This window comes from Clostridium polynesiense (assembly GCF_000820705.1).
Classification (GTDB): domain Bacteria; phylum Bacillota; class Clostridia; order Clostridiales; family Clostridiaceae; genus Clostridium_AA; species Clostridium_AA polynesiense.
The window spans coordinates 1-26,599 of sequence record NZ_CCXI01000070.1 but is presented as its reverse complement, the minus strand read 5'-3'; the positions used below and the strand labels follow the sequence as shown (position 1 = coordinate 26,599).

The following is a 26,599-nucleotide window of genomic DNA, read 5'->3' as shown; positions in this document are numbered from 1 at the left end:
GGTAACAATATGTTCAAAAAACTCACAGTAACTGAATTTCTTAATGAACTTTCTTCCAATTCACCTGCTCCGGGAGGAGGGAGTGTAGCTGCGCTTTCTTCTTCATTATCCGCTTCACTAGGAAGCATGGTTGCAAACCTGACTATCGGTAAAAAAAGTTATAACGAGCTTCAGGAAGAAGAAAAATTAAAGGTACAGGATGCTTTAAAAAAATGAGTTGAGTTTAGGGAAAGATACCTTGATTTAATGGATGAAGATGCTGATAGTTTTATGGAGGTAATGGAGGCTTTTAAACTTCCTAAAGAAACTGAGGATGAAAAGCTTAAAAGAGGAGAAGCTATACAAAAGGGTTATAAGACAGCATTATCTGTTCCAAGAAAATTATGTGTGGAAACCCTAGATATTTATGGAACTTTAGAAATTCTGGCTCAGTACGGCAATAAAAACGCAATATCAGACGTGGGGGTAGCGGTAATACTGGCTCATGCTGCAGTAGAAAGCGCTCTGCTTAACGTTATGATAAACCTTGGACCTATTAAGGATGAAAATTTTGTGGAAGAAACAAATACCTTTATTAAGGAAACTAGAGAAAAGAGCCTCCAATGGAAAGAGAAGATAAATAACATAGTTATACGAAAATTATAATGAAATAATAGGTGGTCAGCATCATGGAAAACAGAAATATAAAAAAGGCTATAAGTTTTGAAGGGTTTTTTTGTATTGCATTAACCTTAACTTTTTTTTATACACTTTCCAGTAAAATGGGCCTGGTAAATATGTTTAACACTCTTATGAATACCGGACATCAGCTTTTGCTCAATGTTGTTTTTTACATTTTAGCCATTGCTGTAATAACTGGAGCTGTAGCAGGTATCTTATCTGAATTCGGAGTGATAGCCATAATTAATAAGTTACTATCTCCATTAATGAAGCCGCTGTATGATTTACCCGGGGCTTCAACTCTGGGGATATTAACCACTTATTTATCAGACAATCCTGCAATAATAACTTTATCTAAAGACAGGGGATTTTTAAGATATTTTAAGAAATATCAGGTACCGGCTCTCACTAATTTAGGTACAGCCTTTGGAATGGGGTTAATAGTAACTACATTTATGATTGGACAATCAAAAATTACTGGCGAAAATTTCATCTCTGCTGCACTTATAGGTAATGTTGGAGTACTGATTGGTAGTGTTATAAGCGTCAGGATAATGCTTCATTTTACTAAAAAAGAATTTGGAACTGAGGCCGCTGCTCTTGAAGATATATCAAATAATCATGATGTGATGAATTACAGAGAAATAAGAGAGGGAACTACCGCTGAGCGTTTATTATCCTCCATGCTTGAAGGAGGAAAAAGCGGAGTAGATATGGGGATGGCCATTATACCAGGAGTTTTAATTATATGTACTTTGGTGCTTATGCTTACTAATGGTCCTGGAACCGGTGGGATATATACTGGTGCTGCATATGAAGGAGTACCGCTTTTACCATGGGTAGGTGAGAAGATTTCATTTATATTGAAGCCCTTATTTGGATTTACAAATCCGGAAGCAATTGCTTTTCCTATCACTTCTTTAGGAGCAGTTGGAGCGGCAATTAGTCTTGTGCCCACATTCCTTGAAAAAGGGCTTATAACAGCAAATGATATAGCGGTTTTTACAGCTATGGGAATGTGCTGGAGCGGTTATTTAAGTACTCATGTGGCTATGATGGACGCTTTAGGCTGCAGAAAAATAACGGGAAAGGCGATATTCAGCCATACTATAGGGGGACTTTTTGCGGGAATATCAGCACATTTCATTTATATGTTGCTTTTTAACTAATATAAAGGTTTATAAATATTCTAAGTTATTTATAATTGCTAAATATACGGAACTGGAATCTAAAGATTTATTAATAAATCTTTAGATTCTTTTTAAATTAAGGTAGTTCATTTAAGGATTTTATTTCATAACCTCTGTCTTTCCAGGCTGAAATGAGTTCTTCTAATATTTCTGCATTAGTTTTGGAAACAGCATGAAGAAGGATTATTGCACCGTTATGAGTTCTTGACAGTATTTTGTTTAAAGCATATTCTTTATGGGGCTGACTTTCAGGGATCCAATCCTTATAGGCAAAACTCCAAAATATAGTGCGGTAACCCAAATCTGAGGTGAGCTTCATTGAGAGCTCGCTGTATTTTCCCATGGGAGGCCTGAAAAATTTAGGCATTTCTTTTCCTGTAACCTCATTATAAATGCCTTCCACTTCTGTAAACTCAGCCTGAAATTTGTTTTTATCTGTTATTGCTGCCATTGAAGGGTGATGGGAGCTATGATTACAAACTAAATGCCCTTCTTCTTCCATTCTCTTTATAAGTTCGACATTTGTTTTAATATAAGGCTTTACTACAAAGAAAGCTGCTTTGATATTATGCTTTTTTAAAATGTCAAGTATCTTGGAAGTGTACCCGTTTTCATATCCTTCATCAAAGGTTAGATATATTTCCTTTTTCGATGTGTCTCCTACATAGTATCCATTGTACTTAGATATAAAGCTTCTGCTTTCTTTAGGAGGCAGAGGTACTTCTCCATTTTTTTGAGTTTCATAGTACCAATCCAATTCTTTAGTGCTTAAACCTTGATAATTATTGTTATAAGCAGGTTGAATTTTATTAACTATTTCTTTTAAGGGTGAAATAACAAAAAAAAGTGATATAGCGATGTTAAATAGTCTCAGCTTCAATATAACACCTCCTTATTGCTTAATGTTAGTATTTACTGCAGCATTATAAATATTAATAATAATAATGCTATATATGGTATGGAAATGCAAAAAATAAAAAGATAGGTAAAAACCTATCTTTTTGTTAAAAATATTATTTTGTAAGCTTTTCAACAAACTCGGGCAAAACAAAACAAGCTTTGTGAAGTCTTTTATTATAATATTTCAAATCAGGAATATCATATTTATTTTCTATCTCAGCTATTTCCGGATCATACTTTTTGGAACCTACGGTAAAGCTCCAGAATCCGCTTGGATAAGTAGGGATTCCTGCCATAAAAAGCTTTGTTACAGGAAAAACTTCCTTGGCATCCCTATAAACCCTTTGAACCACTTCTGGAAGATAAAATGGACTTTCAGTTTGTGCTATAAGAATACCATCTTCAGTTAAACACTGGGATATTTCTTTGTAAAAGCTTCCGCCGAATAAACCCTCTGCAGCTCCAAAAGGATCTGTAGAATCCACTATGACAACATCAAATTCGTTTTTATGTTCATGGACGTATTTTATACCATCCCCTATAAAAATTTCGCATTTTTTATCATCTAATGCATGACTTATTTCAGGAAGATATTTTTTACATTCCTCTATAACAACCTCATCTATTTCACACAAAACAGCCTTTTCCACAGAGGGGTGCTTTAGAACTTCCCTTATGGTTCCACCGTCGCCTCCTCCTACAACTAATACCTTTTTAGGGTTTGGATGGGTAAATAGAGGAATATGAGTAATCATTTCATGGTAAACATATTCATCTTCAATAGAAGTTTGAACTATTCCATCCAATACCAACATCCTCCCTAAAGCATATGTGTCGACTATGGCTAATTCTTGATAAGGAGTTTTTTTTGTAACAAGAGTTTCTTTAACCTTATAAGTCATGACTGCATCTTGAATCTGACCTTCACTTAACCACATTTCCATTTTAAAACCACCTCACAAAAAATTTTATCTATATCATATCAAATTATTATAGCAATGAAATGGTAATTGAGCAATATTATATAGGATATTGAAATAACATACTTCCTAGAGTATAATTTTATAGAGTTACATAAAAGTAGAAAGGAATGTAAGCAATGAAATTAGGAATAGTTGGATTACCTAATGTTGGTAAGAGTACTTTATTTAACGCTATAACACAGGCAGGAGCTGAATCTGCAAATTATCCTTTCTGTACTATTGAGCCTAATGTAGGAGTGGTTACCGTACCAGATAGCAGATTAGATGTTTTAGAAAAAATGTATAATTCTAAAAAGAAGGTTTACACAGCTATAGAATTTTATGATATCGCAGGTCTTGTAAAAGGAGCCAGTAAGGGAGAAGGATTGGGAAATAAGTTCCTTTCACATATAAGAGAGGTTGCCTCAATAGTACATGTAGTAAGATGTTTTGAAGATGAGAATGTAGTTCACGTAGAAGGAAGCGTAGATCCTATAAGGGATATAGAAACCATTAATCTTGAACTTATATTTTCAGATTTAGAAGTTCTCGAAAGGAGAATGGAAAAGACAGTTAAGACAGCAAGATCCGGAGATAAAAAAGCTAAGGCTGAATATGAGCTCATGGAAAGAATTAAGGCACATTTAGAAGGAGAAAAACCTATTAGAACTATGGAAGCTACGGAGGAAGAACAGGAATTTATCAAATCTCTTTTCCTCCTAACCTCAAAGCCGGTTTTATATGCATGCAATGTATCAGAAGATGATATAGCAGAAAGTGGAGAAAACAATAAGTATGTTGATATAGTAAAAAAACATGCTGAAAATGAAGAATCTGAAGTTGTGGTTATATGTGCAAAGCTCGAGGAAGAACTCTCTACACTGGCGCCAGAGGAAAAAACTGAAATGCTCTCAGAGTATGGATTAAAAGAATCCGGTTTAGATAAGCTTATACATTCAAGTTATAAATTATTGGGACTAATGAGCTTTTTGACAGCAGGGGTTCAAGAGGTAAGAGCATGGACAATTAAAATTGGAACTAAAGCTCCACAGGCAGCGGGTAAAATTCATTCAGATATAGAAAGAGGTTTTATAAGAGCGGAAATCATATCCTATGATGATCTCATAAAATGCGGTTCCGAAGCTGCTGCAAAAGAGAAAGGACTTTATCGACTTGAAGGTAAGGATTATATCATGAAAGACGGAGATGTGGTTAACTTTAGATTTAATGTTTAATTACTGTTAATTTAATAATAAATATAAATGGAGTGACGGCTTATACGCACTCCATTTATATATGTAGATTTACTTAAAGGAGTAAATATATGAATAAATTAATGGGTTTTTACGAACTTAAAGATTCTAATTTACCCTCTGTTCCCTGGGAGGTATACGATGAAAACACAAAGCTTGACAGCAGTCTGCTTTGGACAGTAAGGGTTGCATTAAATTCAGGAAAGGATTTTAATCTGCCAAGGATAATAGGTGAAACCGCTTCCGCTGCACAAAGTGAAGCCCGGAGATTGTATGAGCTTTATAAAGATAGAGGTATGATTATATATTATCCATATTTTATAGCGGATAAAAGCGGAACTCTTAAGGTAGATAATAATTCAATAGTTATAGAGGCTGTTAGTAAAGATTTATGGAATCTTGTTACATATAATAAAAAAGATTTAACTGTTATAAAAAGTAATGACGATTTTAATTATTTCGGAGAGAAAGATTTTTTGAGTTCTGAGGAAATAAGTGAACTAGTGAGATATGGAGAAAATGTAAGGAAATATTTTAGAGAATATATTTATTCGGATAAAGTATTATTATTAGAGTGGAGTTATGCCTATAATTCCTCTAAAGATAAAAAACCAAAAGGAGAAAGATACTTAGTATTTTATGAAATCAGAGAAATATAATTATAAATAAAAACTCCAAATACACGCAGTAAATGCGTATGTTTGGAGTTTTTATGTTTTTGGCGGGAGTATGTGGGAATCGAACCCACCCATGGTGGTCTTAGCACCACAACACGGTTTTGAAGACCGGCAGGCACACCAGCACCTATCTACCCCCATAGACAACAACTGTATTTTACATTATCTAAATTTCTTTGTCAATTTATTTTAACAAATTGTAAAGAGTAAAAATTATCTTCATAATATAGAAGGATTTTTATGTTTTGTGGAGAATAAATAGTTTAGAGTGGTTGAAAGTGGAGTAAAGTGGAGGAGGGGAAAATTTGTTTATAGGAGAATATAATCATTCCTTGGACAGTAAAAACAGAATGATAATACCTTCTAAGCTTAGAGAAGAATTAGGAACGAAGTTTATAATAACTAAAGGCTTAGACGGATGCCTATATGCATATCCTCTGGAAGAGTGGAAAATACTTGAGGAAAAGTTAAGAACTCTTCCTCTCACTAATAAAGATGCTCGAGCTTTTGTAAGATTTTTCTTTGCCGGAGCTTCTGAAATAGAAGTGGATAAGCAAGGAAGAGGTTTAATACCACAGAATTTAATAGAATATGCAGGTATAAATAAGGAAATAATAAGTATAGGTGTACTTACTAAAATAGAAATATGGAGCAAGGAGAAATGGGAAGAGTACAACGATAACAACATAGATTACAACGAATTAGCTGAAAAGATGAGTGAACTTGGAATATAAGGAGAATAAGTGATGGAATTTAAACATATTTCTGTACTGCTGCAGGAATGTATAGATGCATTAAACATTAAAGAAGATGGAATATATGTTGATTGTACCATGGGAGGTGCAGGACATTCCTCTGAAATAGTTAAGAGATTAAGCCCTGAAGGAAGATTAATTGGTATAGATCAGGATATAGAAGCATTAAATGCAGCAAAAAAAAGATTAAATACCTTCAAGAACATTGTTTATGTGCACGATAACTTTTATAATATAGATAATGTATTAACAAGCTTAGGAATATCTGAGGTTGATGGGATATTAATGGATTTAGGGGTTTCATCTTATCAACTTGATAATCATGAAAGAGGCTTCAGCTACATGAATGACGCAGCTTTAGATATGAGAATGAATAAAAGCAGCGATTTTTCAGCTTATAATGTAGTGAATGAATACTCAGAGGAAGAACTTACAAAAATACTTTATGAATTTGGAGAAGAAAAGTTTTCTAAAAGGATTGCTAATTTTATAGTAAAAAGCAGGAAGGATGCACCAATCGAAACTACCTTTGAACTTGTAGATATAATAAAAGCTGCAATACCGGCTAAAGCGAGGAGAGAAGGACCTCATCCTGCTAAAAGAACTTTTCAAGCTATAAGAATAGAAGTTAATAAAGAATTGGAAATATTAAATAAGAGCATTGAAGATTCAATTAATAGATTAAGAAGTAATGGAAGGATAGCCATAATAACCTTCCACTCTTTAGAAGACAGGATAGTTAAAAATATGTTTAGGAAATTAGAATCACCTTGTAACTGTCCGCCAGAGTTTCCTATATGCATATGCAATAAAAAACCTGTAATAAAGGTATTAACTAGAAAACCGATGGAACCTTCTGAAGAGGAAGTTGAAGCTAACCCTAGAAGTAGAAGCGCTAAACTACGAATAGCAGAAAAAATTTAGTCAAATGGGATGGGGTGTTATAGTATGAAGGATAATAAATATAGAAATTATAATGTTATTGGCAGTAATGCAGTAGTTACTGATACGCAGATAGAAAAAAGGGAAATCAATAAGAAGAAAAATTTAGAAAAATCCAGGAGAGAAAGGCGTTTAAGAACCCTTGCTAAGGAAAGGCAGAAGAAGAAGAATATACTGCAGATAGTTTCTTTGGTATTTATATTTGGAACAATAGTAGTAAGCGGAAATGCTTCAATCTATAAGATGCAAAAACAGTTATTATCTCTTAATTCCCAGATTAAAGAGGTAAAAAGCGAAAATGAAGCCCTTGAAATAGATCTTCTTAAAGTTTCAAGCTTAGAAAATATTAAAGAATTTGCTGAGAAAAAGTTGAATATGGTAAATCCTGATAAAGGAACTATAATACGTCAGGATATTTCTAAGGCAAATTTCAAGGAAATAGAAAATACCGATTCTAATAAAACTTTATTATCTAAAATAAAGGATGCACTATTTTAGTGCATCCATATTTTAATTAAAGAGAATAGAAAACACACCTTATTAATATAAATTAATATGTAGGAATCGACTTAGCGGAATGGAGGTAAAAGTTTGTCAGGTAAAAAACAGCACAGGGATAAAGTTGTTATGAGAAGAAGAATGTTTGTAGCTTTAATGGGTATAACTACTCTTTTTATGCTACTTTCAATTAGACTTGTTTATCTGATGCTTATTAAAGGACCAGAATATAAAGCTATGGCACAAGAACAGTGGACGAGCCGGGTGTTAATTGATGCTAAAAGAGGAAGAATATTAGATACTAATTACAATGAATTAGCTGTAAGCGGAAATGTATACAGAGTAGACTTGGATTTAAATGCTATAAAAAAGTATATAACTGATTACAATAAGAAGCACAAAGAACAAATATCTAATGAAGACTTAGCTCTAAAAATCGGAGAGGCTCTTGAAATGGATAAGTTTGAGGTGCTGAAAAAATTAGAAAGTAAGCTTCCAAGTGGTGCGCCTATGCAATCGGCTATACTTGCTAGAAGAATAGAAAAGGTTCAGGCAGATAAATTAAAGGCTTTAAAAATTAACGGGGTTTTAATTTCACCTGATACGAAAAGATTTTATCCCAACAATAACTTTCTAGCTCATGTTTTAGGTGTCACAGACAGCGATGGAAAAGGGCTTACAGGAATAGAATATAAATATGAAGAAGAACTAAAAGGATCACCAGGGGTTAGACTAGCTGAAATAGATAGAAACAGCGGAGAGCTTCCTTACACTATTTCTGAATATACAAAACCTATTGAAGGAAAAGATGTTGTACTCACCATTGATGAAAAGATTCAGTTTTTTGCTGAAAAAGCGGCTAATCAGGCTTTAATCGATAATAAAGCTTTAGCAGTTACAATTGTTGTTATGAATCCGAAAAATGGAGAAGTACTTGCTCTTGTAAATAAGCCTGACTATGATCCTAATAAACCTAGAGAAGGTGCTGCAAACTATGATGAGCTTCAGAAAAAATGGAGAAACAGAGCTGTAAGTGATACCTTTGAACCAGGATCCATTTTTAAAGTTATTACAGCAGCTGCTGCTATGCAGGAAGGCAAAGTAGGAGAGCATGATACTTTTACCTGTGGCGGAAGCACAACTATAGCAAATAGAACTATAAAATGCTGGAAGTCAGGAGGGCATGGCACACAGAATTTTTCAGATATCATTAAAAACTCCTGTAATATTGGATTTATACAATTAGGTCAAAAGCTAGGAAAAGAAAATCTTCATAAATATATTAAGCTTTTTGGATTTGGTGAAAAATCCGGAGTGGATTTACCTGGAGAAGCTAATGGAATCATTATGCCATTAGAAAAAATGACTGAAGTAGATTTGGCAACAATATCCTTTGGACAAGCAAATACAGTGGGAACTATGCAGTTTATGGCTGCATTTAATACAATAGCAAATAATGGGGTGTGGATTAGACCTCACTTGATGAAAGAGATAGTCCATACAGACGAAGATGGTACCAGAATATCTGATAAGAAATTTGAAAATCTAGGGAAAAAGAAAATTATAGATGAAGGAAATACAAAAACCCTAAGAAGTTATCTTGAAAGAGTGGTTACTGAAGGTTCTGCTAAAAAGGCGATGATTGAAGGATATCATATTGGAGGTAAAACCGGTACAGCTCAAAAGGTTATTAATGGTGTATACGCTCCAAGTAAATATATTTCATCCTTTGTTGGAATGGCACCTATCGATGATCCTCAAATTACCTTGATGGTTACAATTGATGAACCTGGAAACGGAGAATATTATGCTGGACAGGTTGCTGCACCTGTAGCGCAAAGAGTTTTTAATGATATATTTAATTATCTGTCATTAAAATCTGACAGTTCACCTGAGGGGACGGCAAACAGCCTATTAAGAGATGTAGTTATCCCTGATGTAAGAGGAATGAAAAAAGAAGAAGCCTTCAAAATCTTAAGAAAAGATGGTTTAAATTATAATCTTGAGGGTGAAGGAGAAACTATTGTAGACATAAGTCCTAAGCCCGGTTATTCAGTAAAGGAAGGAAGTAAAATAAATCTTTACTTAGGAAATAACTCAAATTATAATAAAGATGTAGTTGTGCCTGATTTAAAAGGTTACAGTAGACAGGGAGCAATAGATTTATTAAATAAAATAAACTTAAAAGCTGTAATATCCGGTGAAGGGATGGTTACGGAACAGAGTATTCATCCAAATGAATTTGTGAAGAAGGGCACTACCGTTGAGCTGATATTGGATCATGAAGTTGGTGACTAATTAAATTTTAGCATGTAGTTTGCAAATTTTGTGACACTACATGCTAAAATTATGATATAGCTATTATTATGTAATTAATAATGTTTTTTTGGCATAATTATTTGTATAGTAATAGTTATATGAACTTGTAAAAACCAAATGAAATTTTAATAGCTAAAGTAGAAAGCGGTGAATTATATGTTGAATTTAACATTAGAAGAATTAATTGCAGCGGTAAAGGGTAAACTGCTGTCTAAAAATGAAAAGAGTCTAGGGATTGATTTTGTATCAACAGATACTAGAAAATTAAAGAAAAACAGTTTATTTTTTGCTTTAAAGGGTGAAAATTTTAATGGAAATGCTTTTGTAAAAGAAGCTGTAAATAAAGGAGCCTCAGTTTGCATTGTAGATGAATATCGTGAAGAATACAAAGATTTAGTAGATGCTTCGATAATCAAAGTGGATAATTCCAGAATTGCATTATTAAAGCTTGCAGCCTATTACAGAAAAAGATTGAAGGTTAAGGTTGTTGCTGTAACAGGGTCCACCGGGAAAACTTCTACAAAAGATCTTATAGCTGCAGTGTTAAGCTCTAAATATAAGGTTTATAAGACCAAAGGGAATTATAATAATGATATAGGGATGCCATTAACTATATTGAATATGAATGACAATGAAGAAATTGCGGTTTTAGAAATGGGAATGAGCAACCTTAACGAGATTCACACCCTAGCTGAAGTGGCAAATCCTGATATAGCTGTAATAACTAATATAGGGTTATCTCATATTGAAAATTTGAAAACTCAAGAAAATATATTTAAAGCTAAGATGGAGATTACAGATTTTTTCACTGAGAAAAATCTTCTTATTGTGAACGGTGATGATAAATTTCTAAGCAAAATAGAAAATACAGATTATAAAGTCATTAAAACCGGACTTAAAGAGGGGAATGATATAACAGGCAGTGGAATTAACGTCCAGAAGGAAGGAATAAAATTTAAGGTTAATACAGAAAAACACCAAGGAAACTTATTTATACCCCTTTATGGAGAACATAATGTTAAAAATGCACTTATGGCAATGGCAGTAGGTTATTCTTTAAATATGAATTTGGATGAAATGCAGAAGGGACTAAATGCTCTGGAAGCAACTTCTATGAGGTTAGATATATCGGAAAAAAAAGGAATAACTATAATAAATGACTGCTATAATGCAAGTCCTGATTCCGTTAAAGCTGCGTTAGATGTTCAATCTTTTATAGAGGCCCAAAGAAGAATAGCTGTTTTAGGTACTATGAAGGAACTTGGTGATTATTCAGTGAAATCCCATATTGAGATGGGGAAATATGCAAAAGAAAAGGAAATAGATATATTAATTGCAGTGGGAGAATATTCAGGTCAATTTAAAGAGGGGTACGGAGAAACTACAATACAATGTACTTCAGTAGAAGAAGCAATTGATAAAATTAAAAATATTATTAGACCAAAGGATAGTATCTTAGTGAAGGCGTCTAGAAGCGAAGAGTTTGAAAGAATTATCCACGGGCTGGAAAATCATTTGAACTAAGGAGGTGGACTACTCTTTAGAGTAGAAATTCTATGAGCAATATTCTATCAATTTTAAATCCAAAAATTATTTTAGGAGTTATTTTAGGTTTCCTGTTAACTTCTCTTCTTGCACCTATATTTATTCCTTTGCTCCATAAATTAAAGTTTGGACAAAATATAAGAGAAGACGGACCTAAGACCCATTTTAAAAAAGCTGGTACTCCTACTATGGGGGGAATCATTTTTATATCTGCTACATTTATAGCTATGCTTATAATGATAAGAAAGCCAAGTGATGAAGCTATGGTGGCTTTATATTCCTTTGTAGCTTTTGGTATAGTTGGATTCTTAGACGATATATTAAAAATAATAAGAAAGAAAAATTTAGGGTTAAGAGCATGGCAGAAGATGATACTCTTGCTTATTGCTTCCGGAGCTCTGGCGTATTATTCTTATAATACTATAGGAACTAAGATATCTGTACCCTTTACTAAGTATTCTTTAGATCTAGGTGTAATGTATATACCATTTATAATTCTCTATTTTACTGCTACTACAAATGCAGTTAATTTAACGGATGGGCTAGATGGCCTTGCTTCGTCAATAACTGTATTGGTTATGACTTTTTTTGCAATAGTAAGCTTTAATTTAGCTCACTATACTTTATCCATATTTTGTGTCATCGTAGCAGGAACTCTTTTAGGCTTCCTAAGGTTTAATGCTTTTCCTGCAAGAATTTTTATGGGAGATACTGGTTCTTTAGCTTTAGGAGGAGCGGTAGCAGCGGTTGCAATGATTTTGAAGATGCCCCTTACTGTTGTAATAGTTGGAGGGATATATGTGGTAGAAACTTTATCAGTCATACTTCAAGTGGCATCCTTTAAGCTCACCGGCAAGAGGATTTTTAAGATGGCCCCTATACATCATCACTTTGAACAGCTGGGCTGGAGCGAAACAAAAATTGTTTCAATCTTTTCAATTATTACTGTGATTTTATGTCTAATAGGATTTTTCTCTCTTTAATCAATTTAAGGAGGTTAATTAATGAAAAAAGGAAAGAAAATGGGGCAGGTAGATTTTATGCTCTTTGCTACTATACTTCTGCTTTTGTCAGTAGGAGTTGTTATGGTTTATTCTGCCAGTTCTTATGTTGCTTTATATGGTGAAGCCAAGGATTCCATGTTTTTCTTAAAAAGGCAGTTGTTATGGGCGTTTTTATCACTTACGGGAATGATAGTAATCATGACTATAGATTATCATAAATTTAAAAAGATAACCGGGTGGTTAATGATAATAAGCATCCCGCTGCTTTTAGCGGTGTTTTTATTCGAGGATGCTAATGGTGCATATAGATGGATAAGATTAGGTCCTTTCAGCTTTCAGCCTTCAGAGCTGGTAAAATACGTAGTAATTCTTTATCTTGCTAAAAGCATTGATAATAAAGGTGAAAGGATTAAATCCTTTACCTATGGAATGCTTCCACACCTTTTGGTAGCAGGTTTTTATGCAGGGCTTATATTAAAAGAGAAAAACTTAAGTATTGCTGCGGTAATTATGATAGTAACATTAATAATTCTATTTGTAGGAGGAGTTAAAGCATCACAGCTCTTTGGACTGGTAACACCTTTAGTAGCTCTGGCGGGGGTATTCTTTGCTTTTTCTGCAGATTATAGAAGAGATAGGGTGCTTAACTTTTTAAATCCATTTAAGGACCCTGCAGGAAAGGGGTATCAGTTGATTCAATCCTGGTATGCATTAGGATCCGGAGGTCTTATTGGTTTAGGATTAGGTAATTCGAGGCAAAAGACTCATTATATGCCAGAACCTCATAATGACTTTATATTTTCTATAATAGGAGAAGAATTAGGACTAATAGGCGCTCTTTTCGTAATAGTATTATTTGTTTTGTTCGTATGGAGAGGTATCAGTATAGCTTATAAGGCAAAAGATACTTATGGTACTCTGCTGGCAGCAGGAATAACATCTATAATTGCCGTCCAGGCTATTATTAATATAGCTGTGGTTACTGGTTCTATGCCTGTTACAGGAGTTCCTCTTCCTTTCATAAGCTATGGAGGTTCTTCTCTACTGCTTAACATGATGGCAATGGGTATATTACTTAATATATCAAGACAGATTGAAACAAATAATTAATAAAATAAACTCCAAATTTTATTTGGAGCTTATTTTATTATTTGATTAATGTTTTTATTAAAAGGTGATGAATTTTTCTTTATACAATGATATCATTAGTATATATGTTAACAAAGCGGGGGGATTATGAACAAGACTACGTTTAATAAAAACAATGAGTTAATTAGGAAAAGGAAAAAAGCAAAAATCAGAAGAAGAATATTTCTGTTTTTGATTTTTTTCATAGGTATAGCGGTGCTGCTATCACTAAAAACTGACTATTTTTATATTAAAAAGATTGTTATAGATAATAATAAATCCGTAACAGCTGAGGATATAGTAGAAAGATCAGGACTTACTGAAAACTCAAATATACTATATATAAATACAAAGAATATAAAAAATAGTGTAGCGACAAATCCTTATATTGAGAGTGTAGAGATAAAAAGGCAGCTTCCAAACACTGTTTTAATAAATGTAAAAGAGAGGGAGCCTAAGTATTTTATCAATTATGAAAACAACTTTTACATACTTGATAAAAGTTTAAATATTTTAGAGGTGAGGCAGGATTCCGGATTAAATCTAATTGAAATAAAGGGAGTTCAAACTGCGGAAAAGAAACCCGGTGAAAAAGCTGTTAATAGTGAAAGAATAATTTACTTTACCAAGGCTTTTACAGATTTAATGAATAAATGTGAGAAGGAGTTAAATATAAGTTCAATAGATCTCACTGACACGCTGAATATTCAGCTTACAATGAAAAATATGACCTTTAAAATAGGCGATGAAGAAGAAATAGAAAAGAAGATTAATAAGATTATAAATATTTTAGATATTAATCCTTCTTACAGAGATGCAAAAGGGTATATAGACGTGAGTTTTAATGGAAACCCGGTAATTTATATTGAGAATTAGAAAGGAGAAAATTCATGAAAAAAATTAAATCACAAATTGCATTGGCTTTTGTCTGTGCTATTTTAGGATTTCTACTTTCGTACCAATTTAGAATTCTTAATAATAAAGATCAAGATATTATTCCAAATAATTATGATAGAACAGATGTGGTTGCAGAAATAGAGCAATTAAAGAAGCAGAGAGATGACATGGAGAGCAAAAATAACGCTTTATCAGAGCAGCTGAAGAAATATGAAGAGGCAGCAGCAACGGAAGGAGAGGCTACAAAGGAATTAAAAAATGAGCTGGATGAAACCAGATTAGTGCTTGGAAACGAAGATGTTGTAGGACCAGGAATAGTTTTATACTTAACTCCAAAATCTCAGGTATTTAATAATACCATGCAATATCTTACAGATACTGAGCTGGTTTATATAATTAATGAGCTGAATTTCTCCGGAGCAGAAGCTATTTCTATAAACGATAAAAGAATTTCCCTTCAGACAGGGATAAAAAGCTCTTCAAATAACAGCTATATTCTTATAAACGATGAAAAAATCTCTCCAAGAGAGAGGATTGTTATAAAAGCAATAGGAGACAAAACAAATCTTTACAGTGCTTTAACTTTTAATGGTGCTTTGGATTTTCAGGCCTTGGTCAGCTATGATAAAAAGTATGAAAAAGTGGATGAGGTGAAAATTTTAAAATATAATAAAATGCCAAAGTATGAGCATATGAAACCAGTAAAATAGAAGGGGGAAAATAAATGATAGCATTTATCGGTTTATTTGTAGGTATTATCATAGGTCTAGTAGCAAAAGTGAACATACCAGACAAATTTTCTCCATATATGTCTGTTGCTATATTAGCTTGTGTTGATTCGGTTTTTGGAGCACTAAGAGCGTCTCTATCTAAGAATTTTCAATCAGATATATTTATTTCGGGATTTTTTGGAAATGCAGCACTAGCAGCAGCACTTGCATATTTAGGTGATAAATTAGGGATACCTATTTATATCGCAGCAGTGATTGTTTTTGGTGGAAGGATATTTGATAATTTTGCAATTATAAGAAGGCTTATATTAGAAAAGATTAAATCTCGCCAAGAGGTGGATAAATGAAAAAGAATAAACCTTCTTTGTATCTTTTTCTAGCTTCTTTAGTAGTTGGTATACTTGTTGTATCTAATATAAGCTATGAAGAAAATAATTATGGAAGGGTTCTGCTCAGTGCTAAGGAATACCAGGAGGCTTATAATAACAGAAATAAGCTTTATCAGGAGATTGCAACCCTTCGTGATCTATATGATAAAAATTTAAATAAATTGGATAAATACAAAACCTCCACCAAATCCAATGAAAAAGTATTGGAGGATATGAAAAATGAGGTTTTAATAAATGAAATGCTCCTTGGCTACTCTTCTGTGAAAGGACAGGGAATTAAAATAATTATATCAGATGGAAGTGTTGATTTTACACTTGGCATAGATGATCCTTACCTACAGGAATTGAGAACTGTTCATAATTATGATATGATGCAGGTTATCAATGAACTTAAGCTTGCAGGAGCAGAAGCTATATCCATAAATAATCAAAGAATACTTCCTAATTCTGAGATATACTGCAGTTGGGCTTTTATCAGTATCAATGATGTTAAGCTGCCCTCACCATTTGTAGTTAGGGCAATTGGAGATAAGGATGTACTGGACAATTATCTAAACAAATCAGAAAGCTATACAAAACAGCTCCTTAACCGTGGAATCAACGTCTATATAGAAAAGAATGATGAAATAGTTATTCCAGCTGTAAGCGGCCCTGTAAAAACTGATTTTATACACAGAGCTAAATAAAAATATATATAAAACATTAAAATAAATGAAGGAAATTCATTGTTTACGGAGAATAACATAACAAATAGAATTATAGTTGTCAGCTGAAAGAGGTGGCGATGACATGAGCATAAGTGATCACATCAAAGACATAAAAAATGAATTATCTCAAGATATTATATTAATTGCTGTCAGTAAGACGAGAAGTGTATCCGAGATGCAGGAAGCATATGAATGCGGCATAAGGGATTTCGGAGAAAACAAGGTACAGGAGTTAATTACTAAATATGATAAACTTCCTAATATTAGATGGCACTTTATAGGAAACCTGCAGAAAAATAAAGTTAAATATCTGGTGGATAAAGTTTATTTAATTCATTCTTTAGATAGTATTAGACTTTTAAAGGAAATTGAAAAACAATATAAGAAGAAGGATAAAATTGCCCAAGTACTTATTGAAATTAATATTGGCGAAGAGACTTCAAAGGGTGGTATAATATTAAGTGAACTGCAGGAACTCATTAATGCAGTAGAAATCTGCAGTAATGTTAAGGTAAAAGGTCTTATGGCGATTATTCCTAAAGGCAGTGAAGAAGAATGTCGATACTATTTTAAGAGTATGAAAAGCATCTGGGATAGGCTTTCAAATGAAAGTTATAAAAATATAGAGATGAAGTATCTATCTATGGGTATGACCAATGATTACAAACTAGCCATAGAAGAAGGCGCAAATACAATACGTATAGGCGAAGGTATTTTCGGTAAAAGAATATATAGGAGGGAATAGAATGTCTGCAAAAATGATAAATAAAATGAAGGAATTTTTAGGACTGGACGAATATGACGAAATGGAAGAATATGAAGAAGAATATGAAGAAGAAATAGAAGAAAAAGAAGATTTTGAGCCAGTTATACCATCAGGAAGAAAGGCTCCAAATAAAGTTGTTAACATACATACTGCATCTTCAGCTAAAGTTTCCATAGTAAGACCTATCGATTTTGCTGAGGCAACTGAAATTTGCGACGATCTTAAAAATAGAAAGATTATAGTGATTAATACCACAAGCCTGGATTTAAAAATAGCTCAAAGATTATTGGATTTTGTCAGCGGTGCTTGCTATGCACTAGGAGGAGAATTCCAGGAGGTTGAGAAGGGTGTTTATATACTATCCCCTTCAAATGTTGAGGTAACTAAGGAATTAAAGAGTGAATTAAGTTCAAAAGGAATATTTAACTGGAATAAATAGTGGAAAGGGGAAAACCATGTTTCTATTTAACATAATTGGAATGCTATTCGATGTTTTGCAATATGCAATCATAATAGATGTTCTGCTTTCTTACATTCCCTCATCAAATTTATCTGGTTTAAAAAGCTTCATTAACAGTTTGACTTCACCAATACTTATGCCTTTTCAAAAGCTTCAGGCATCATTATTTCCAAACATGATGTTTGATTTTTCTCCGATTTTTGCTATTATTCTTTTAAATTTCTTAAGAAGGCTGCTGTTTTCAATATTATTATGATAAGCAAAGATAACTTCTATAAGATCTTTCCATTTAAAGTGGAGGATGAAATAGCAGCAAGAATTTATGATAAATACGTAATAGCTGATAGATCTGGTAATAGCTCTGTGGTAAAGTACTTTTTAACTCCTCAGTATTGGAGCTCTTTAGAAAGATTTTGCAGAGACAATTCTATAGCTTATTTATCAGAAGGTTTTTTTGAAGAGGCTCAGCGAAAAATTTTCATTTTCAATTATGAAGAGGAAGACTATATTCCTGCTGTGGTTTTAAAAATAATCAATAAATCCAAGTTCAGCAAATTAATGCATAAAGATTATTTGGGTGCTCTGTTGGCGCTGGGGATAGAAAGACACACTGTTGGCGATATTATAGTTTCAGACAATATAGCTTATGTAGCTGTTTTAGAGGATATTTCCCAATATGTCATAGATAACTTAATAACAATAGGAAAGTCGCCCTGTTTAATTGAAGTTTTAACAAATATTCAGGAGCTTCCCACAGTGAGTAAAAAGGAAATGGAAATCATAGTGACCTCCAGAAGATTGGATAACTTTATAAGTTCAATCTGCGGTGTTTCAAGATCTGAGGCTATTAAACTTATTGACCAGGGAAAAGTATTGCTGGAATATTTAGAAACCAGAGAAAAGAGCGCTTTAGTAAAAGATAATTCCACAATTACTGTAAGAGGCTATGGTAAGTTTGACATTGATAATACCATTAGAAGAACAAAAAGCGATAGACAGATTGTAAGAGTACACAAATACATATAAGAGGTGTTTTTTTATGAGACTAACTCCAATGGATATTAAAAATAAAGATTTTAAAAGAGGTTTAAGAGGATATAATCCTGATGAAGTAGATGATTTTTTATTTCAAATAGTAGAGGATTATGAAGAAATATTTAAAGAAAACTCTCTATTAAAAGAAAAGTTAGCTTCTATCAACGAGAAGGTTGACCATTATACAAAAATTGAAAATACCATACAGAATACACTGCTTTTAGCACAAAATGCATCAGAACAGGCGAAATTAAATGCTCAGAAAGAATCTGATATGGTTATTAAAAATGCTAATGAAACAGCACAGAAAATCTTAGATAAAGCTCACGCTGATGTAATTTCTATTAATGACGAATACGATAGAGTGAAGCAGGAATTTATAAAATTTAGAGCAAAATATAGAAATTTTATAAATGCTCAGTTAGAAACTTTTGAAGATATGGAAAAAGGACTTATTAAAAATTACAATATCGGAGAGGTAGTTTCTGAGACTCTGGAGGAAAAGGGAATAAAGGAAGAAAACCCTGATGATATCAGTAGAGAAGAAAATTTACATAACAACGATTTAGATAGTATAAAAAGTTTTATTGCAAATAAATAATCTCACTTCTTCAGTGAGATTTTTTATTTTTTTACTTGATTAATGTTTTATAATTAAATATTATATACATGGAGTTGATTGTAATGAGTATAGGACTATTAAAAGAGACTTCCGGTAATTATAATATTTTTATCGAATCCAGTATGGAGGAAGCTATAAATAGAACTGCTGCATCAATTTCTCAAAAGAAAAACAATGCTATTATCGTGGATGAAAATGTTTATAACTTTTATAGTAATTATATAGAATTATTGAGAGAGAAAGCAGCAGATAAAATTCTTATAATTAAAGTTAGCGAAGAAAATAAGAATTATGACACAATAAAAATTATTTATGATTTTTTTATGTCAAATGAAATAAATCGAAGCAGCACTATAATTTCTATAGGCGGAGGAATATTAGGAGATTTAGCTGGTTTTGCAGCTTCAACCTTTATGAGAGGAATCCCATATATAAGCATTCCTACAACGATTATATCTCAAACAGATAGCTCAGTAGGTGGAAAAGTAGGTTATAATTACCGCGAAATTAAAAATATTATCGGGAACTTTTACAACCCTTATGGGGTTATAATACCTATAGAAGCAGCAAAATCACTGGACGATAAAAATTTTATAAACGGTATCTGTGAAGTAATCAAGTATGCTTTGATAAGTTCTGAGGATCTTCTGAAGTATATAGAAGATAATATAGAAGGGTTGATTAAGAGACAGGAAGAAATATTATTTCAAATAATCAAAAGATGCTTAGAAATTAAAATCTCCATAGTGGCTGGAGATTATAGGGATGAGAACATAAGAAACACGTTAAACTTTGGACACACTGCAGGTCATGCCATTGAATCTCATTCTAATTATGCTATTATGCATGGAGAAGCTGTAGCATTAGGCATACTTATTGCTGTAAAGCTGTCAGAATATCAATTGCATCTGCCTGAAGACATTTATCAAAGACTTTTAAATCTGTATGATAAATTAGGAATTCCTCATTCTTATAAAATAAATAATATTGACACTTTAATTTCCATTATGAAAAAGGATAAAAAGAATGATAATGATATCAGATTTGTTTTACTTGAAAATATAGGAAAGTGTAAAATTAAATGTAAAGTTACTGAGGAAGAATTAACTAAAGCTATTAAAGAAGGTATAGGTGAAAATTAATAATGAGCATTGATATGGATAGCAGCAGCTACAAGTCTAAAAATAAAGTTAAGGTAAAAAATTTAGAAATTGGCGGGAATAGTAAAATAATTATATCAGGACCTTGTGCGGTAGAAGATTATAGCAGTATGCTTAAAATAGCCTCTAAACTAAAAACCATAGGAGTGCACATGCTTAGAGGAGGAGCCTTCAAACCAAGAACATCTCCATATGATTTTCAGGGATTGGGTATAGATGGATTGAAAATATTAGGGGAGGTTGGAAAGGTTGTTGAGCTTCCGGTTTCTACAGAGATTATGGATGCAAGAGAAATTGAAACAGCTTTGGACTACATTGATGTAATTCAGATTGGCTCAAGGAATATGTATAATTATACTCTATTGAAGGAAGTTGGTAAAACTAATCTGCCTGTTATATTAAAGCGTGGAATGAATGCCACTTATAAAGAATGGATTTCTGCTGCAGAATACATTGCTATGCAGGGAAACAGCAATATAGTTTTATGTGAAAGAGGAATAAGAACCTTTGAAACTGCTACCAGAAATACATTGGATTTAAATGCTGTAGCTTATATTAAACACTATACCCATTTCCCTATAATCGTGGATCCAAGCCACGGTACAGGTCTAAGAGAACTGGTATATCCTATGTCCCTGGCTGCAATAGCTTGTGGTGCCGATGGACTTATTATTGAATCACATTATGATCCGGAGGCTTCCATTTCTGATGCAAGGCAGACAATTTCTATAAAAGAACTTAAAAGGATAATGTCTGAATTAAATATTTGTTGAAGAAAGTAATAAAAAATCTCTCCTATGAAAGAATACTATATATATAATGTAAAGGAGAGATTATTATGAAAGATAGAGATTTAAAATATTTCAGAGAAAAATTGTTGGAAGAAAAAAAGAGAACTGTAAATTTAATAAATAAAATCAAAGAAAACGAAACAAGCGATTCCATAGCTCAGATTTCCAGTGAACTTTCTTTTTATGACAATCATCCTGCTGATCTTGGTGACGAAATAACTGAAATGGAAAAAGGCAGAGCTATTAAGAGGAATGAAGTTAGTCTACTGGATAAAATAAATGAAGCTTTAGAACTTGTTAATCAAGGAAAGTATGGTAACTGCCAGAGTTGCGGTGCTGAGATATCCAGAGAAAGATTAGAGTTTCTTCCTTATTCTAAATTCTGCATCAAATGCCAAGAGGAAATAGCTAAGAAATCATCCTGGAATCCTAATTTAGATATGGGACAGGAGGAGACGGTGCTTAAGCGACCCTTTGGTTATGGTTACAATGATTACTCTTTTAAGGATGAAGTAGGGTTTGATGCAGAAGACAGCTATCAGGCAGTAGATATGTTCAACAGAAGGCCGGTTATTGATGAATATTTTGACGATGACGAAATATATGTAGAGCCTATTGAAAGCATAAGCAATGAACAATATAGAAATCAATTACCGGATTAGCATTTAATAACAACAAGGGGGATGTAAATGGGTATAATAATTATATTATTTTTCTTTTTAATAGACATTTTAACCAAGCAGTGGGCATTAAAAGTTTTATCTGTTCAAGGAGATATTACTGTAATAAAGAATTTTTTTGATTTAGCTTATCTGGAAAATAGGGGAGCAGCATTCGGAATACTTCAAAATAAGGTGCTTTTTTTAGCCATAGTTACTTCAGCTATAATAGCTGTAATGCTTTTTTATTTATTCAAATACAAACCTAAATCAAATCTTCTTATTTGGAGTTTATATTTAATTATATCAGGTGCAATAGGTAATCTGATAGATAGGGTAAGGCTTGGATTTGTTGTGGATTTTTTACAGTTTCATTATAAGGATATTTATTATTTTCCAACCTTTAATATGGCTGATACCTTTGTTGTAATAGGAACAGGATTAATGATTTTATATATAATAAAAGGTGTTGAATAAATGGAAATAAAAAATTTTAAGATAGAAGCTGAATTTTCCGGTATGAGAATCGATAAATATCTAACCTTTACTTTAGAAGAAAATTCCAGATCTTATATACAAAATTTAATCAATAAAGAATTTATAAGGGTAAATAATAAAATAGTAAAAAGCAATTACAAACTTAAAGAATCAGATAGTATAGAAGTAAACATCCCTGACCCTGAAGTTCTTAAGGTTATACCTCAAAACATACCATTAGATATATTATATGAGGATAGTGATGTCATCGTAATAAATAAACCTCAGGGGATGGTGGTGCATCCGGCACCGGGGAATAAAGACAATACTTTAGTGAATGCTCTGCTTTATCACTGCAAAGATTTATCTGGAATCAATGGGATAATGAGTCCGGGTATAGTTCATAGAATAGATAAGGATACATCAGGTGTATTGGTAGTAGCTAGGAATGATAAAGCTCTTGGATTGCTTGCTGAGCAGTTTAAAAATCATAGCATGACCAGGGAGTATCTTGCCTTAGTAGAAGGCAGGATTCAAAAGGATGAAGGCACAATTGATGCTCCTTTAGGAAGGAATCCAAAGGATAGACTGAAGTTTGCAGTGGTAAAGGAGGGGAAGAAAGCTATAACCCACTATAAGGTAGCAGAAAGGTTCAATTCCTATACCCTTGTATCCTGCAGACTTGAAACAGGAAGAACACATCAAATCAGAGTACATATGGCTTATATAGGGCACCCTTTAGTGGGAGATCCTTTGTATGGATATAAAAAACAGAAGTTTAGTGCGGAGGGTCAGCTTCTTCATGCCAGACTTCTTGGGTTTATTCATCCTATAAAAAATGTTTATATGGAATTTGCAAGTCCTATTCCTGATTACTTTATAGACATATTAAACAAGTTAAGGCAGCATTGAAACCTTTTTTTATTCATGCTAGAATTTATTTATTATAGTATGTCTTATTGTAACCATAAGGCATTTGTTATATAAGGAGTAGATGTTATGATATATAAAGCTACATTGTTAGACGAAGATGCTATCAAACGAACGCTTAGAAGAATTTCCCATGAGATTATTGAAAAAAATAAAGGTGTAGAAGACCTGGTTTTAGTAGGTATAAGACGAAGAGGCTATCCTATTGCAAAAAAAATAGCGGATAACATTTTGCAGTTTGAAGGGGCGGAAATACCTGTTGGAAGCGTTGATATAACCCTTTATAGAGATGATTTATCATCTTTAGGGGATAACCCTCTAATAAAAAACAGAGATTTAGGTGTAGATGTTAAAAATAAAAAAGTGATTTTGGTAGATGATGTATTGTTCACCTGCAGAACTGCCAGGGCAGCTATAGATGCGATTATAGATGTTGCTAGGCCCTTGAGTATACAGCTTGCTGTACTCATCGATAGAGGGCATAAGGAGCTTCCTATACGGGCTGATTATGTAGGTAAAAACATTCCAACTTCTAAGGATGAATTAGTTTCTGTGAACATTAAAGAAATTGATGATGAAGATTCAGTTAAAATATTTGATTTAAAATAAAAGAGAGGATTAATCCTCTCTTTTTGCTTTAGATATGTCCGGAGTTACAAATACAGTCTTATTAGTTGTATATATAACCATTCCAGGCTTAGCACCTGAAGGTTTTTTTACATATTTAACTTCAGTGTAATCTACAGGAACATTGGAAGAATTCTTTGCTTTGCTGTAAGCTGCGGCTAATTCCGCTGCTTCAATAATGGTTTGGTCTCCTATATTACTTCCCTTAACTATTACAGAGAGCCTGGAATGTTTTTTGTATGGAGCCAAGTATCATTTTTCCCTGCAAATCTTAAAGTCAAATTATCATTTTGAATATTATTTTTCCCTACGTGAATATCTGCTCCTTCTGAGGACACAAAATGATGAGGCTTTGTAGGCTTGTTTTTTTTCTTGTTTTTTCTAAATCGTATATATCCTGATTCTATTAATTCTTCTCGTATTTCGTCGATTTCTTCGTAGTTTTCTATATTGGATATACTGTTAAGTACAGAAGTGAGGTAATGAATTTCCTGTTTAGTATGCTCCAGTTGCTCCTTAGCGGAAGTTTCAGATTTTTTCAGCTTATTATATCTTTTATAGTACTTTTGAATGTTTTCTGAAGGAGATAAATTTGTATCTAGCTCGATTTCAACATACTCATCATTTTCACTATAATAGTTCCATAATTTGATTTTCTTAATACCTGGTGTTATGGAGTATATGTTAGCAGTTAAGAGTTCACCCTTGATTCTGTAATCTTCTTTTTCTTTGCCTTCTTCTAATACCTGATTTAAAATGTCAATTTTTTTATAGCATCTATCTAAGTTTGTAGAGATGAGCTTTTCTATATCTTGTGTTTTTGATTTTATCCTGTCCTGCTTATCTTTTTCAAAATAAAAAGCATCCAATAAACTCCAGGGGGTAGTAAAACTCTTTGAATTGTATTCTTTGTAAATAGACAGCTCATGGCAATAGAAATCCAGAGGCACACTGCCGTTATAGTAAATCACATATTTATATTCATTATTTTTAATGGCTTCAATGAATATTTGAAGCTCTTCAAAAAGTACACTAAGATCTATATCTGAGTTTTGATCTGCTCTTAAATATAAATCTTTAGATAAAACTTTAGATATTCCTGTAAAGGTATTAAAATAAAAATTTTTATCTAATTTTATATTTTTTTCTTCTAAAAAAGAAACTGCTTCTTTTTCCTTAAAATTGAAAGGATTTAACTTTACACTTTCTGGAGGATATTTATAATCAATACCTGGAAGCAGCGTTCTGTAGCTGTTAATATCAGGGGTTATATGTTTTATGCAGTCCATTATTTTATTATCTCTTGATCTAACAAGGGTTATATTACTATGCCTGCCCATTATTTCAATTATTAAAGTATATATGGAATCAAATCCAAGCTCATCTGTATTAGAAATATCTATACATAAAATTCTATCGCTGTGGATTTGATATATATCCTTTATTCTTCCGTTAGTTAAGTATTTTCGAAGCACCATACAAAACATAGGAGGCTGCATAGGATTAGCCTTATTTATCTCTGTTAAATGTATTCGGGGATAACTTGAATTAGAAGAAATTAAAAGTTTATAATTCTTCTTTCCTCTTATAGTGATAAGCAATTCATCTTTTTCAGGCTGATTTACTTTATCTATTTTTGCATCTAAAATTTCTTTTCTCAGTTCATAAACAATACTGCTGAGGAATATGCCGTCTAATGCCATTTTTACGCTCCTCCTTTAATAAGAACTTTCTTTAAATATCATAGCAAATTTTAACTAATAAGTATACCAGGTAAAATTATATCAAAATACATGATTAAAATTTATTAAAGATGTCTATAAAATAATAGGAGGTATTATATACAAATGATGGTAAAAATAGCTACGAGAAAAATTCTTCAAATCCCTATAGAGTATATAAAGGATTATAAGATAATTCCATTGGAAGAGAATGAACACAGTATAATAATTGGAACAATATGCAGCGATATTTCATCAGTAATTCAGTATTTGAAATTTTTATATAAAAAAGAGGTAATATTGAAGGTTCTTTCAGAAGAGGAAGCAAACAGGCTGATTACAATATATTATGGCCATATTTTATACTATACTGAAAAAAATAATGATAATAGAGAGTTTATTTCTCCTAAGGACCAGGATAAGTATATAAATACCTTATGTGATTATCTAATAATAAATTCCATTGAAAAAGGTGCCAGTGATATTCATATAGAGCCAGGTGAAGAGGATTATACCGTTAGATATCGCATTAATGGAAGTCTGGTGGTGTTCAGCATAATACCCTACAATCATTTTTTAAATGTTATATCTAAAATAAAAGTTCTTTCAGGGATGAATATTGCTGAAAAAAGAATTCCTCAGGACGGTAAAATGGTTTATGAATACTGCAGTAATGCAATAAACATCAGAGCATCAACTATGCCTACAGTAAGAGGAGAAAAAATGGTATTAAGGCTTTTGTATTCAGATAACTTATCTATGAGTTTTGAAAATATATATTTTCAAAACTATCA

General features: G+C 32.5%; 28 protein-coding genes, 1 tRNA gene and 2 pseudogenes. 27 read left to right on the top strand and 4 right to left on the bottom strand.

The genetic code is table 11. From position 1 onward, the window contains the following. The first annotated feature begins 9 nt into the window (after positions 1-9). Positions 10-645 (top strand): annotated as a pseudogene (locus TA89_RS18800) (cyclodeaminase/cyclohydrolase family protein). A gap of 23 nt (positions 646-668) precedes the next feature. Further along, positions 669-1,829, top strand: coding sequence for a CD0519/CD1768 family membrane protein (locus TA89_RS06610; RefSeq protein WP_040211942.1), 1,161 nt, complete (start codon positions 669-671; stop codon positions 1,827-1,829). Between the two features lie 97 nt (positions 1,830-1,926). Here the strand turns inward: TA89_RS06610 and pdaA are convergent, their stop codons facing one another. Both pdaA and speE read right to left on the bottom strand, forming a co-directional pair. Then, entirely contained in the window at positions 1,927-2,667 is a 741-nt protein-coding gene (gene pdaA / locus TA89_RS06605; protein WP_242850092.1) for a delta-lactam-biosynthetic de-N-acetylase, read from the bottom strand. Positions 2,668-2,863: 196 nt separating this feature from the next. Further along, on the bottom strand, positions 2,864-3,694 hold the full coding sequence (gene speE, locus TA89_RS06600; RefSeq protein WP_040211940.1) for a polyamine aminopropyltransferase: 831 nt from the start codon (positions 3,692-3,694) through the stop codon (positions 2,864-2,866). A 155-nt stretch (positions 3,695-3,849) separates the two neighbouring features. On the opposite strand from speE, the gene ychF reads away from it, so the two are divergent. Next, positions 3,850-4,947, top strand: a complete 1,098-nt coding sequence (gene ychF, locus TA89_RS06595) for a redox-regulated ATPase YchF (RefSeq protein ID WP_040211938.1) — start codon at positions 3,850-3,852, stop codon at positions 4,945-4,947. An 89-nt stretch (positions 4,948-5,036) separates the two neighbouring features. Next, positions 5,037-5,624: a hypothetical protein gene (locus tag TA89_RS06590; protein ID WP_052447344.1), complete on the top strand. Its 588-nt coding sequence runs from the start codon at positions 5,037-5,039 to the stop codon at positions 5,622-5,624. Positions 5,625-5,684: 60 nt separating this feature from the next. On the opposite strand, the gene TA89_RS06585 is transcribed toward TA89_RS06590, so the two are convergent. Further along, positions 5,685-5,781, bottom strand: a tRNA-Sec gene (locus tag TA89_RS06585). 166 nt (positions 5,782-5,947) lie between these two features. Between TA89_RS06585 and mraZ the strand changes: the two genes are divergently transcribed. From mraZ to pyrR, 22 genes are all read left to right on the top strand, one after another. Continuing rightward, positions 5,948-6,376: a division/cell wall cluster transcriptional repressor MraZ gene (gene mraZ / locus TA89_RS06580; protein ID WP_040211936.1), complete on the top strand. Its 429-nt coding sequence runs from the start codon at positions 5,948-5,950 to the stop codon at positions 6,374-6,376. A 12-nt stretch (positions 6,377-6,388) separates the two neighbouring features. Beyond that, positions 6,389-7,321, top strand: a complete 933-nt coding sequence (gene rsmH / locus TA89_RS06575; RefSeq protein ID WP_040211934.1) for a 16S rRNA (cytosine(1402)-N(4))-methyltransferase RsmH — start codon at positions 6,389-6,391, stop codon at positions 7,319-7,321. Positions 7,322-7,345: 24 nt separating this feature from the next. Further along, positions 7,346-7,837: a septum formation initiator family protein gene (locus tag TA89_RS06570; RefSeq protein WP_040211932.1), complete on the top strand. Its 492-nt coding sequence runs from the start codon at positions 7,346-7,348 to the stop codon at positions 7,835-7,837. A 129-nt stretch (positions 7,838-7,966) separates the two neighbouring features. Then, the gene (locus TA89_RS06565; RefSeq protein ID WP_040211989.1) at positions 7,967-10,135 is read left to right on the top strand and encodes a stage V sporulation protein D; all 2,169 of its coding nucleotides are present in this window, start codon (positions 7,967-7,969) and stop codon (positions 10,133-10,135) included. Positions 10,136-10,312: 177 nt separating this feature from the next. Further along, positions 10,313-11,680, top strand: coding sequence for a UDP-N-acetylmuramoyl-tripeptide--D-alanyl-D-alanine ligase (locus TA89_RS06560; RefSeq protein WP_040211930.1), 1,368 nt, complete (start codon positions 10,313-10,315; stop codon positions 11,678-11,680). A gap of 32 nt (positions 11,681-11,712) precedes the next feature. Further along, positions 11,713-12,684, top strand: coding sequence for a phospho-N-acetylmuramoyl-pentapeptide-transferase (gene mraY / locus TA89_RS06555; RefSeq protein WP_040211927.1), 972 nt, complete (start codon positions 11,713-11,715; stop codon positions 12,682-12,684). Positions 12,685-12,705: 21 nt separating this feature from the next. Continuing rightward, positions 12,706-13,815, top strand: a complete 1,110-nt coding sequence (spoVE, locus tag TA89_RS06550; protein ID WP_040211926.1) for a stage V sporulation protein E — start codon at positions 12,706-12,708, stop codon at positions 13,813-13,815. 126 nt (positions 13,816-13,941) lie between these two features. Continuing rightward, complete coding sequence (locus tag TA89_RS06545; protein WP_040211924.1) at positions 13,942-14,709, top strand: cell division protein FtsQ/DivIB; 768 nt, start codon at positions 13,942-13,944, stop codon at positions 14,707-14,709. 14 nt (positions 14,710-14,723) lie between these two features. After that, on the top strand, positions 14,724-15,440 hold the full coding sequence (locus tag TA89_RS06540; RefSeq protein WP_040211923.1) for a DUF881 domain-containing protein: 717 nt from the start codon (positions 14,724-14,726) through the stop codon (positions 15,438-15,440). 14 nt (positions 15,441-15,454) lie between these two features. After that, positions 15,455-15,808, top strand: coding sequence for a small basic family protein (locus TA89_RS06535; RefSeq protein WP_040211922.1), 354 nt, complete (start codon positions 15,455-15,457; stop codon positions 15,806-15,808). After that, on the top strand, positions 15,805-16,536 hold the full coding sequence (locus TA89_RS06530; protein ID WP_040211920.1) for a DUF881 domain-containing protein: 732 nt from the start codon (positions 15,805-15,807) through the stop codon (positions 16,534-16,536). Before TA89_RS06535 ends, TA89_RS06530 begins: the two co-directional genes overlap by 4 nt. Positions 16,537-16,639: 103 nt before the next feature. Continuing rightward, positions 16,640-17,302: a YggS family pyridoxal phosphate-dependent enzyme gene (locus TA89_RS06525; RefSeq protein ID WP_040211919.1), complete on the top strand. Its 663-nt coding sequence runs from the start codon at positions 16,640-16,642 to the stop codon at positions 17,300-17,302. A gap of 1 nt (position 17,303) precedes the next feature. Continuing rightward, positions 17,304-17,762, top strand: coding sequence for a cell division protein SepF (locus TA89_RS06520; protein WP_040211918.1), 459 nt, complete (start codon positions 17,304-17,306; stop codon positions 17,760-17,762). A 16-nt stretch (positions 17,763-17,778) separates the two neighbouring features. Beyond that, positions 17,779-18,039 carry a YggT family protein gene (locus tag TA89_RS06515; protein ID WP_040211916.1) on the top strand — a complete coding sequence of 87 codons (261 nt, stop codon included), beginning with the start codon at positions 17,779-17,781 and terminating at the stop codon, positions 18,037-18,039. After that, positions 18,036-18,809 carry a YlmH/Sll1252 family protein gene (locus TA89_RS06510; RefSeq protein WP_040211914.1) on the top strand — a complete coding sequence of 258 codons (774 nt, stop codon included), beginning with the start codon at positions 18,036-18,038 and terminating at the stop codon, positions 18,807-18,809. Before TA89_RS06515 ends, TA89_RS06510 begins: the two co-directional genes overlap by 4 nt. Positions 18,810-18,822: 13 nt before the next feature. Then, entirely contained in the window at positions 18,823-19,419 is a 597-nt protein-coding gene (locus TA89_RS06505) for a DivIVA domain-containing protein (protein ID WP_040211912.1), read from the top strand. 83 nt (positions 19,420-19,502) lie between these two features. Continuing rightward, on the top strand, positions 19,503-20,582 hold the full coding sequence (aroB, locus tag TA89_RS06500) for a 3-dehydroquinate synthase (RefSeq protein WP_040211910.1): 1,080 nt from the start codon (positions 19,503-19,505) through the stop codon (positions 20,580-20,582). Between the two features lie 2 nt (positions 20,583-20,584). Beyond that, a complete protein-coding gene (gene aroF / locus TA89_RS06495; RefSeq protein ID WP_147590087.1) occupies positions 20,585-21,373 on the top strand; it encodes a 3-deoxy-7-phosphoheptulonate synthase in 789 nt (262 codons plus the stop codon). A gap of 65 nt (positions 21,374-21,438) precedes the next feature. Beyond that, positions 21,439-22,053, top strand: coding sequence for a TraR/DksA C4-type zinc finger protein (locus TA89_RS06490; protein WP_040211907.1), 615 nt, complete (start codon positions 21,439-21,441; stop codon positions 22,051-22,053). Positions 22,054-22,080: 27 nt separating this feature from the next. Further along, positions 22,081-22,527 (top strand): signal peptidase II, encoded by a 447-nt coding sequence (gene lspA, locus TA89_RS06485; RefSeq protein ID WP_040211906.1) that lies wholly within the window; start codon positions 22,081-22,083, stop codon positions 22,525-22,527. Continuing rightward, positions 22,528-23,439: an RluA family pseudouridine synthase gene (locus TA89_RS06480; RefSeq protein ID WP_040211905.1), complete on the top strand. Its 912-nt coding sequence runs from the start codon at positions 22,528-22,530 to the stop codon at positions 23,437-23,439. A gap of 87 nt (positions 23,440-23,526) precedes the next feature. After that, positions 23,527-24,066 carry a bifunctional pyr operon transcriptional regulator/uracil phosphoribosyltransferase PyrR gene (gene pyrR / locus TA89_RS06475; RefSeq protein ID WP_040211904.1) on the top strand — a complete coding sequence of 180 codons (540 nt, stop codon included), beginning with the start codon at positions 23,527-23,529 and terminating at the stop codon, positions 24,064-24,066. 9 nt (positions 24,067-24,075) lie between these two features. Here pyrR and TA89_RS06470 read toward each other — a convergent pair. Then, positions 24,076-25,787 (bottom strand): annotated as a pseudogene (locus TA89_RS06470) (Rqc2 family fibronectin-binding protein). Between the two features lie 144 nt (positions 25,788-25,931). Here TA89_RS06470 and TA89_RS06465 point away from each other — a divergent pair. Further along, the coding region (locus tag TA89_RS06465) for an ATPase, T2SS/T4P/T4SS family (RefSeq protein ID WP_187119274.1) at positions 25,932-26,599 on the top strand (668 nt) is incomplete at its 3' end.

Excerpts from the sequence above, each read along its gene's own strand:
- TA89_RS06610 (WP_040211942.1), top strand. The coding sequence starts at position 669 with ATGGAAAACAGAAATATAAAAAAGGCTATAAGTTTTGAAGGGTTTTTT.
- speE (WP_040211940.1), bottom strand. The coding sequence starts at position 3,694 with ATGGAAATGTGGTTAAGTGAAGGTCAGATTCAAGATGCAGTCATGACT.
- ychF (WP_040211938.1), top strand. The coding sequence starts at position 3,850 with ATGAAATTAGGAATAGTTGGATTACCTAATGTTGGTAAGAGTACTTTA.
- TA89_RS06590 (WP_052447344.1), top strand. The coding sequence starts at position 5,037 with ATGAATAAATTAATGGGTTTTTACGAACTTAAAGATTCTAATTTACCC.
- rsmH (WP_040211934.1), top strand. The coding sequence starts at position 6,389 with ATGGAATTTAAACATATTTCTGTACTGCTGCAGGAATGTATAGATGCA.
- TA89_RS06570 (WP_040211932.1), top strand. The coding sequence starts at position 7,346 with ATGAAGGATAATAAATATAGAAATTATAATGTTATTGGCAGTAATGCA.
- TA89_RS06565 (WP_040211989.1), top strand. The coding sequence starts at position 7,967 with ATGAGAAGAAGAATGTTTGTAGCTTTAATGGGTATAACTACTCTTTTT.
- TA89_RS06560 (WP_040211930.1), top strand. The coding sequence starts at position 10,313 with ATGTTGAATTTAACATTAGAAGAATTAATTGCAGCGGTAAAGGGTAAA.
- mraY (WP_040211927.1), top strand. The coding sequence starts at position 11,713 with ATGAGCAATATTCTATCAATTTTAAATCCAAAAATTATTTTAGGAGTT.
- spoVE (WP_040211926.1), top strand. The coding sequence starts at position 12,706 with ATGAAAAAAGGAAAGAAAATGGGGCAGGTAGATTTTATGCTCTTTGCT.
- TA89_RS06545 (WP_040211924.1), top strand. The coding sequence starts at position 13,942 with ATGAACAAGACTACGTTTAATAAAAACAATGAGTTAATTAGGAAAAGG.
- TA89_RS06540 (WP_040211923.1), top strand. The coding sequence starts at position 14,724 with ATGAAAAAAATTAAATCACAAATTGCATTGGCTTTTGTCTGTGCTATT.
- TA89_RS06535 (WP_040211922.1), top strand. The coding sequence starts at position 15,455 with ATGATAGCATTTATCGGTTTATTTGTAGGTATTATCATAGGTCTAGTA.
- TA89_RS06530 (WP_040211920.1), top strand. The coding sequence starts at position 15,805 with ATGAAAAAGAATAAACCTTCTTTGTATCTTTTTCTAGCTTCTTTAGTA.
- TA89_RS06525 (WP_040211919.1), top strand. The coding sequence starts at position 16,640 with ATGAGCATAAGTGATCACATCAAAGACATAAAAAATGAATTATCTCAA.
- TA89_RS06520 (WP_040211918.1), top strand. The coding sequence starts at position 17,304 with ATGTCTGCAAAAATGATAAATAAAATGAAGGAATTTTTAGGACTGGAC.
- TA89_RS06515 (WP_040211916.1), top strand. The coding sequence starts at position 17,779 with ATGTTTCTATTTAACATAATTGGAATGCTATTCGATGTTTTGCAATAT.
- TA89_RS06510 (WP_040211914.1), top strand. The coding sequence starts at position 18,036 with ATGATAAGCAAAGATAACTTCTATAAGATCTTTCCATTTAAAGTGGAG.
- TA89_RS06505 (WP_040211912.1), top strand. The coding sequence starts at position 18,823 with ATGAGACTAACTCCAATGGATATTAAAAATAAAGATTTTAAAAGAGGT.
- aroB (WP_040211910.1), top strand. The coding sequence starts at position 19,503 with ATGAGTATAGGACTATTAAAAGAGACTTCCGGTAATTATAATATTTTT.
- aroF (WP_147590087.1), top strand. The coding sequence starts at position 20,585 with ATGAGCATTGATATGGATAGCAGCAGCTACAAGTCTAAAAATAAAGTT.
- TA89_RS06490 (WP_040211907.1), top strand. The coding sequence starts at position 21,439 with ATGAAAGATAGAGATTTAAAATATTTCAGAGAAAAATTGTTGGAAGAA.
- lspA (WP_040211906.1), top strand. The coding sequence starts at position 22,081 with ATGGGTATAATAATTATATTATTTTTCTTTTTAATAGACATTTTAACC.
- TA89_RS06480 (WP_040211905.1), top strand. The coding sequence starts at position 22,528 with ATGGAAATAAAAAATTTTAAGATAGAAGCTGAATTTTCCGGTATGAGA.
- pyrR (WP_040211904.1), top strand. The coding sequence starts at position 23,527 with ATGATATATAAAGCTACATTGTTAGACGAAGATGCTATCAAACGAACG.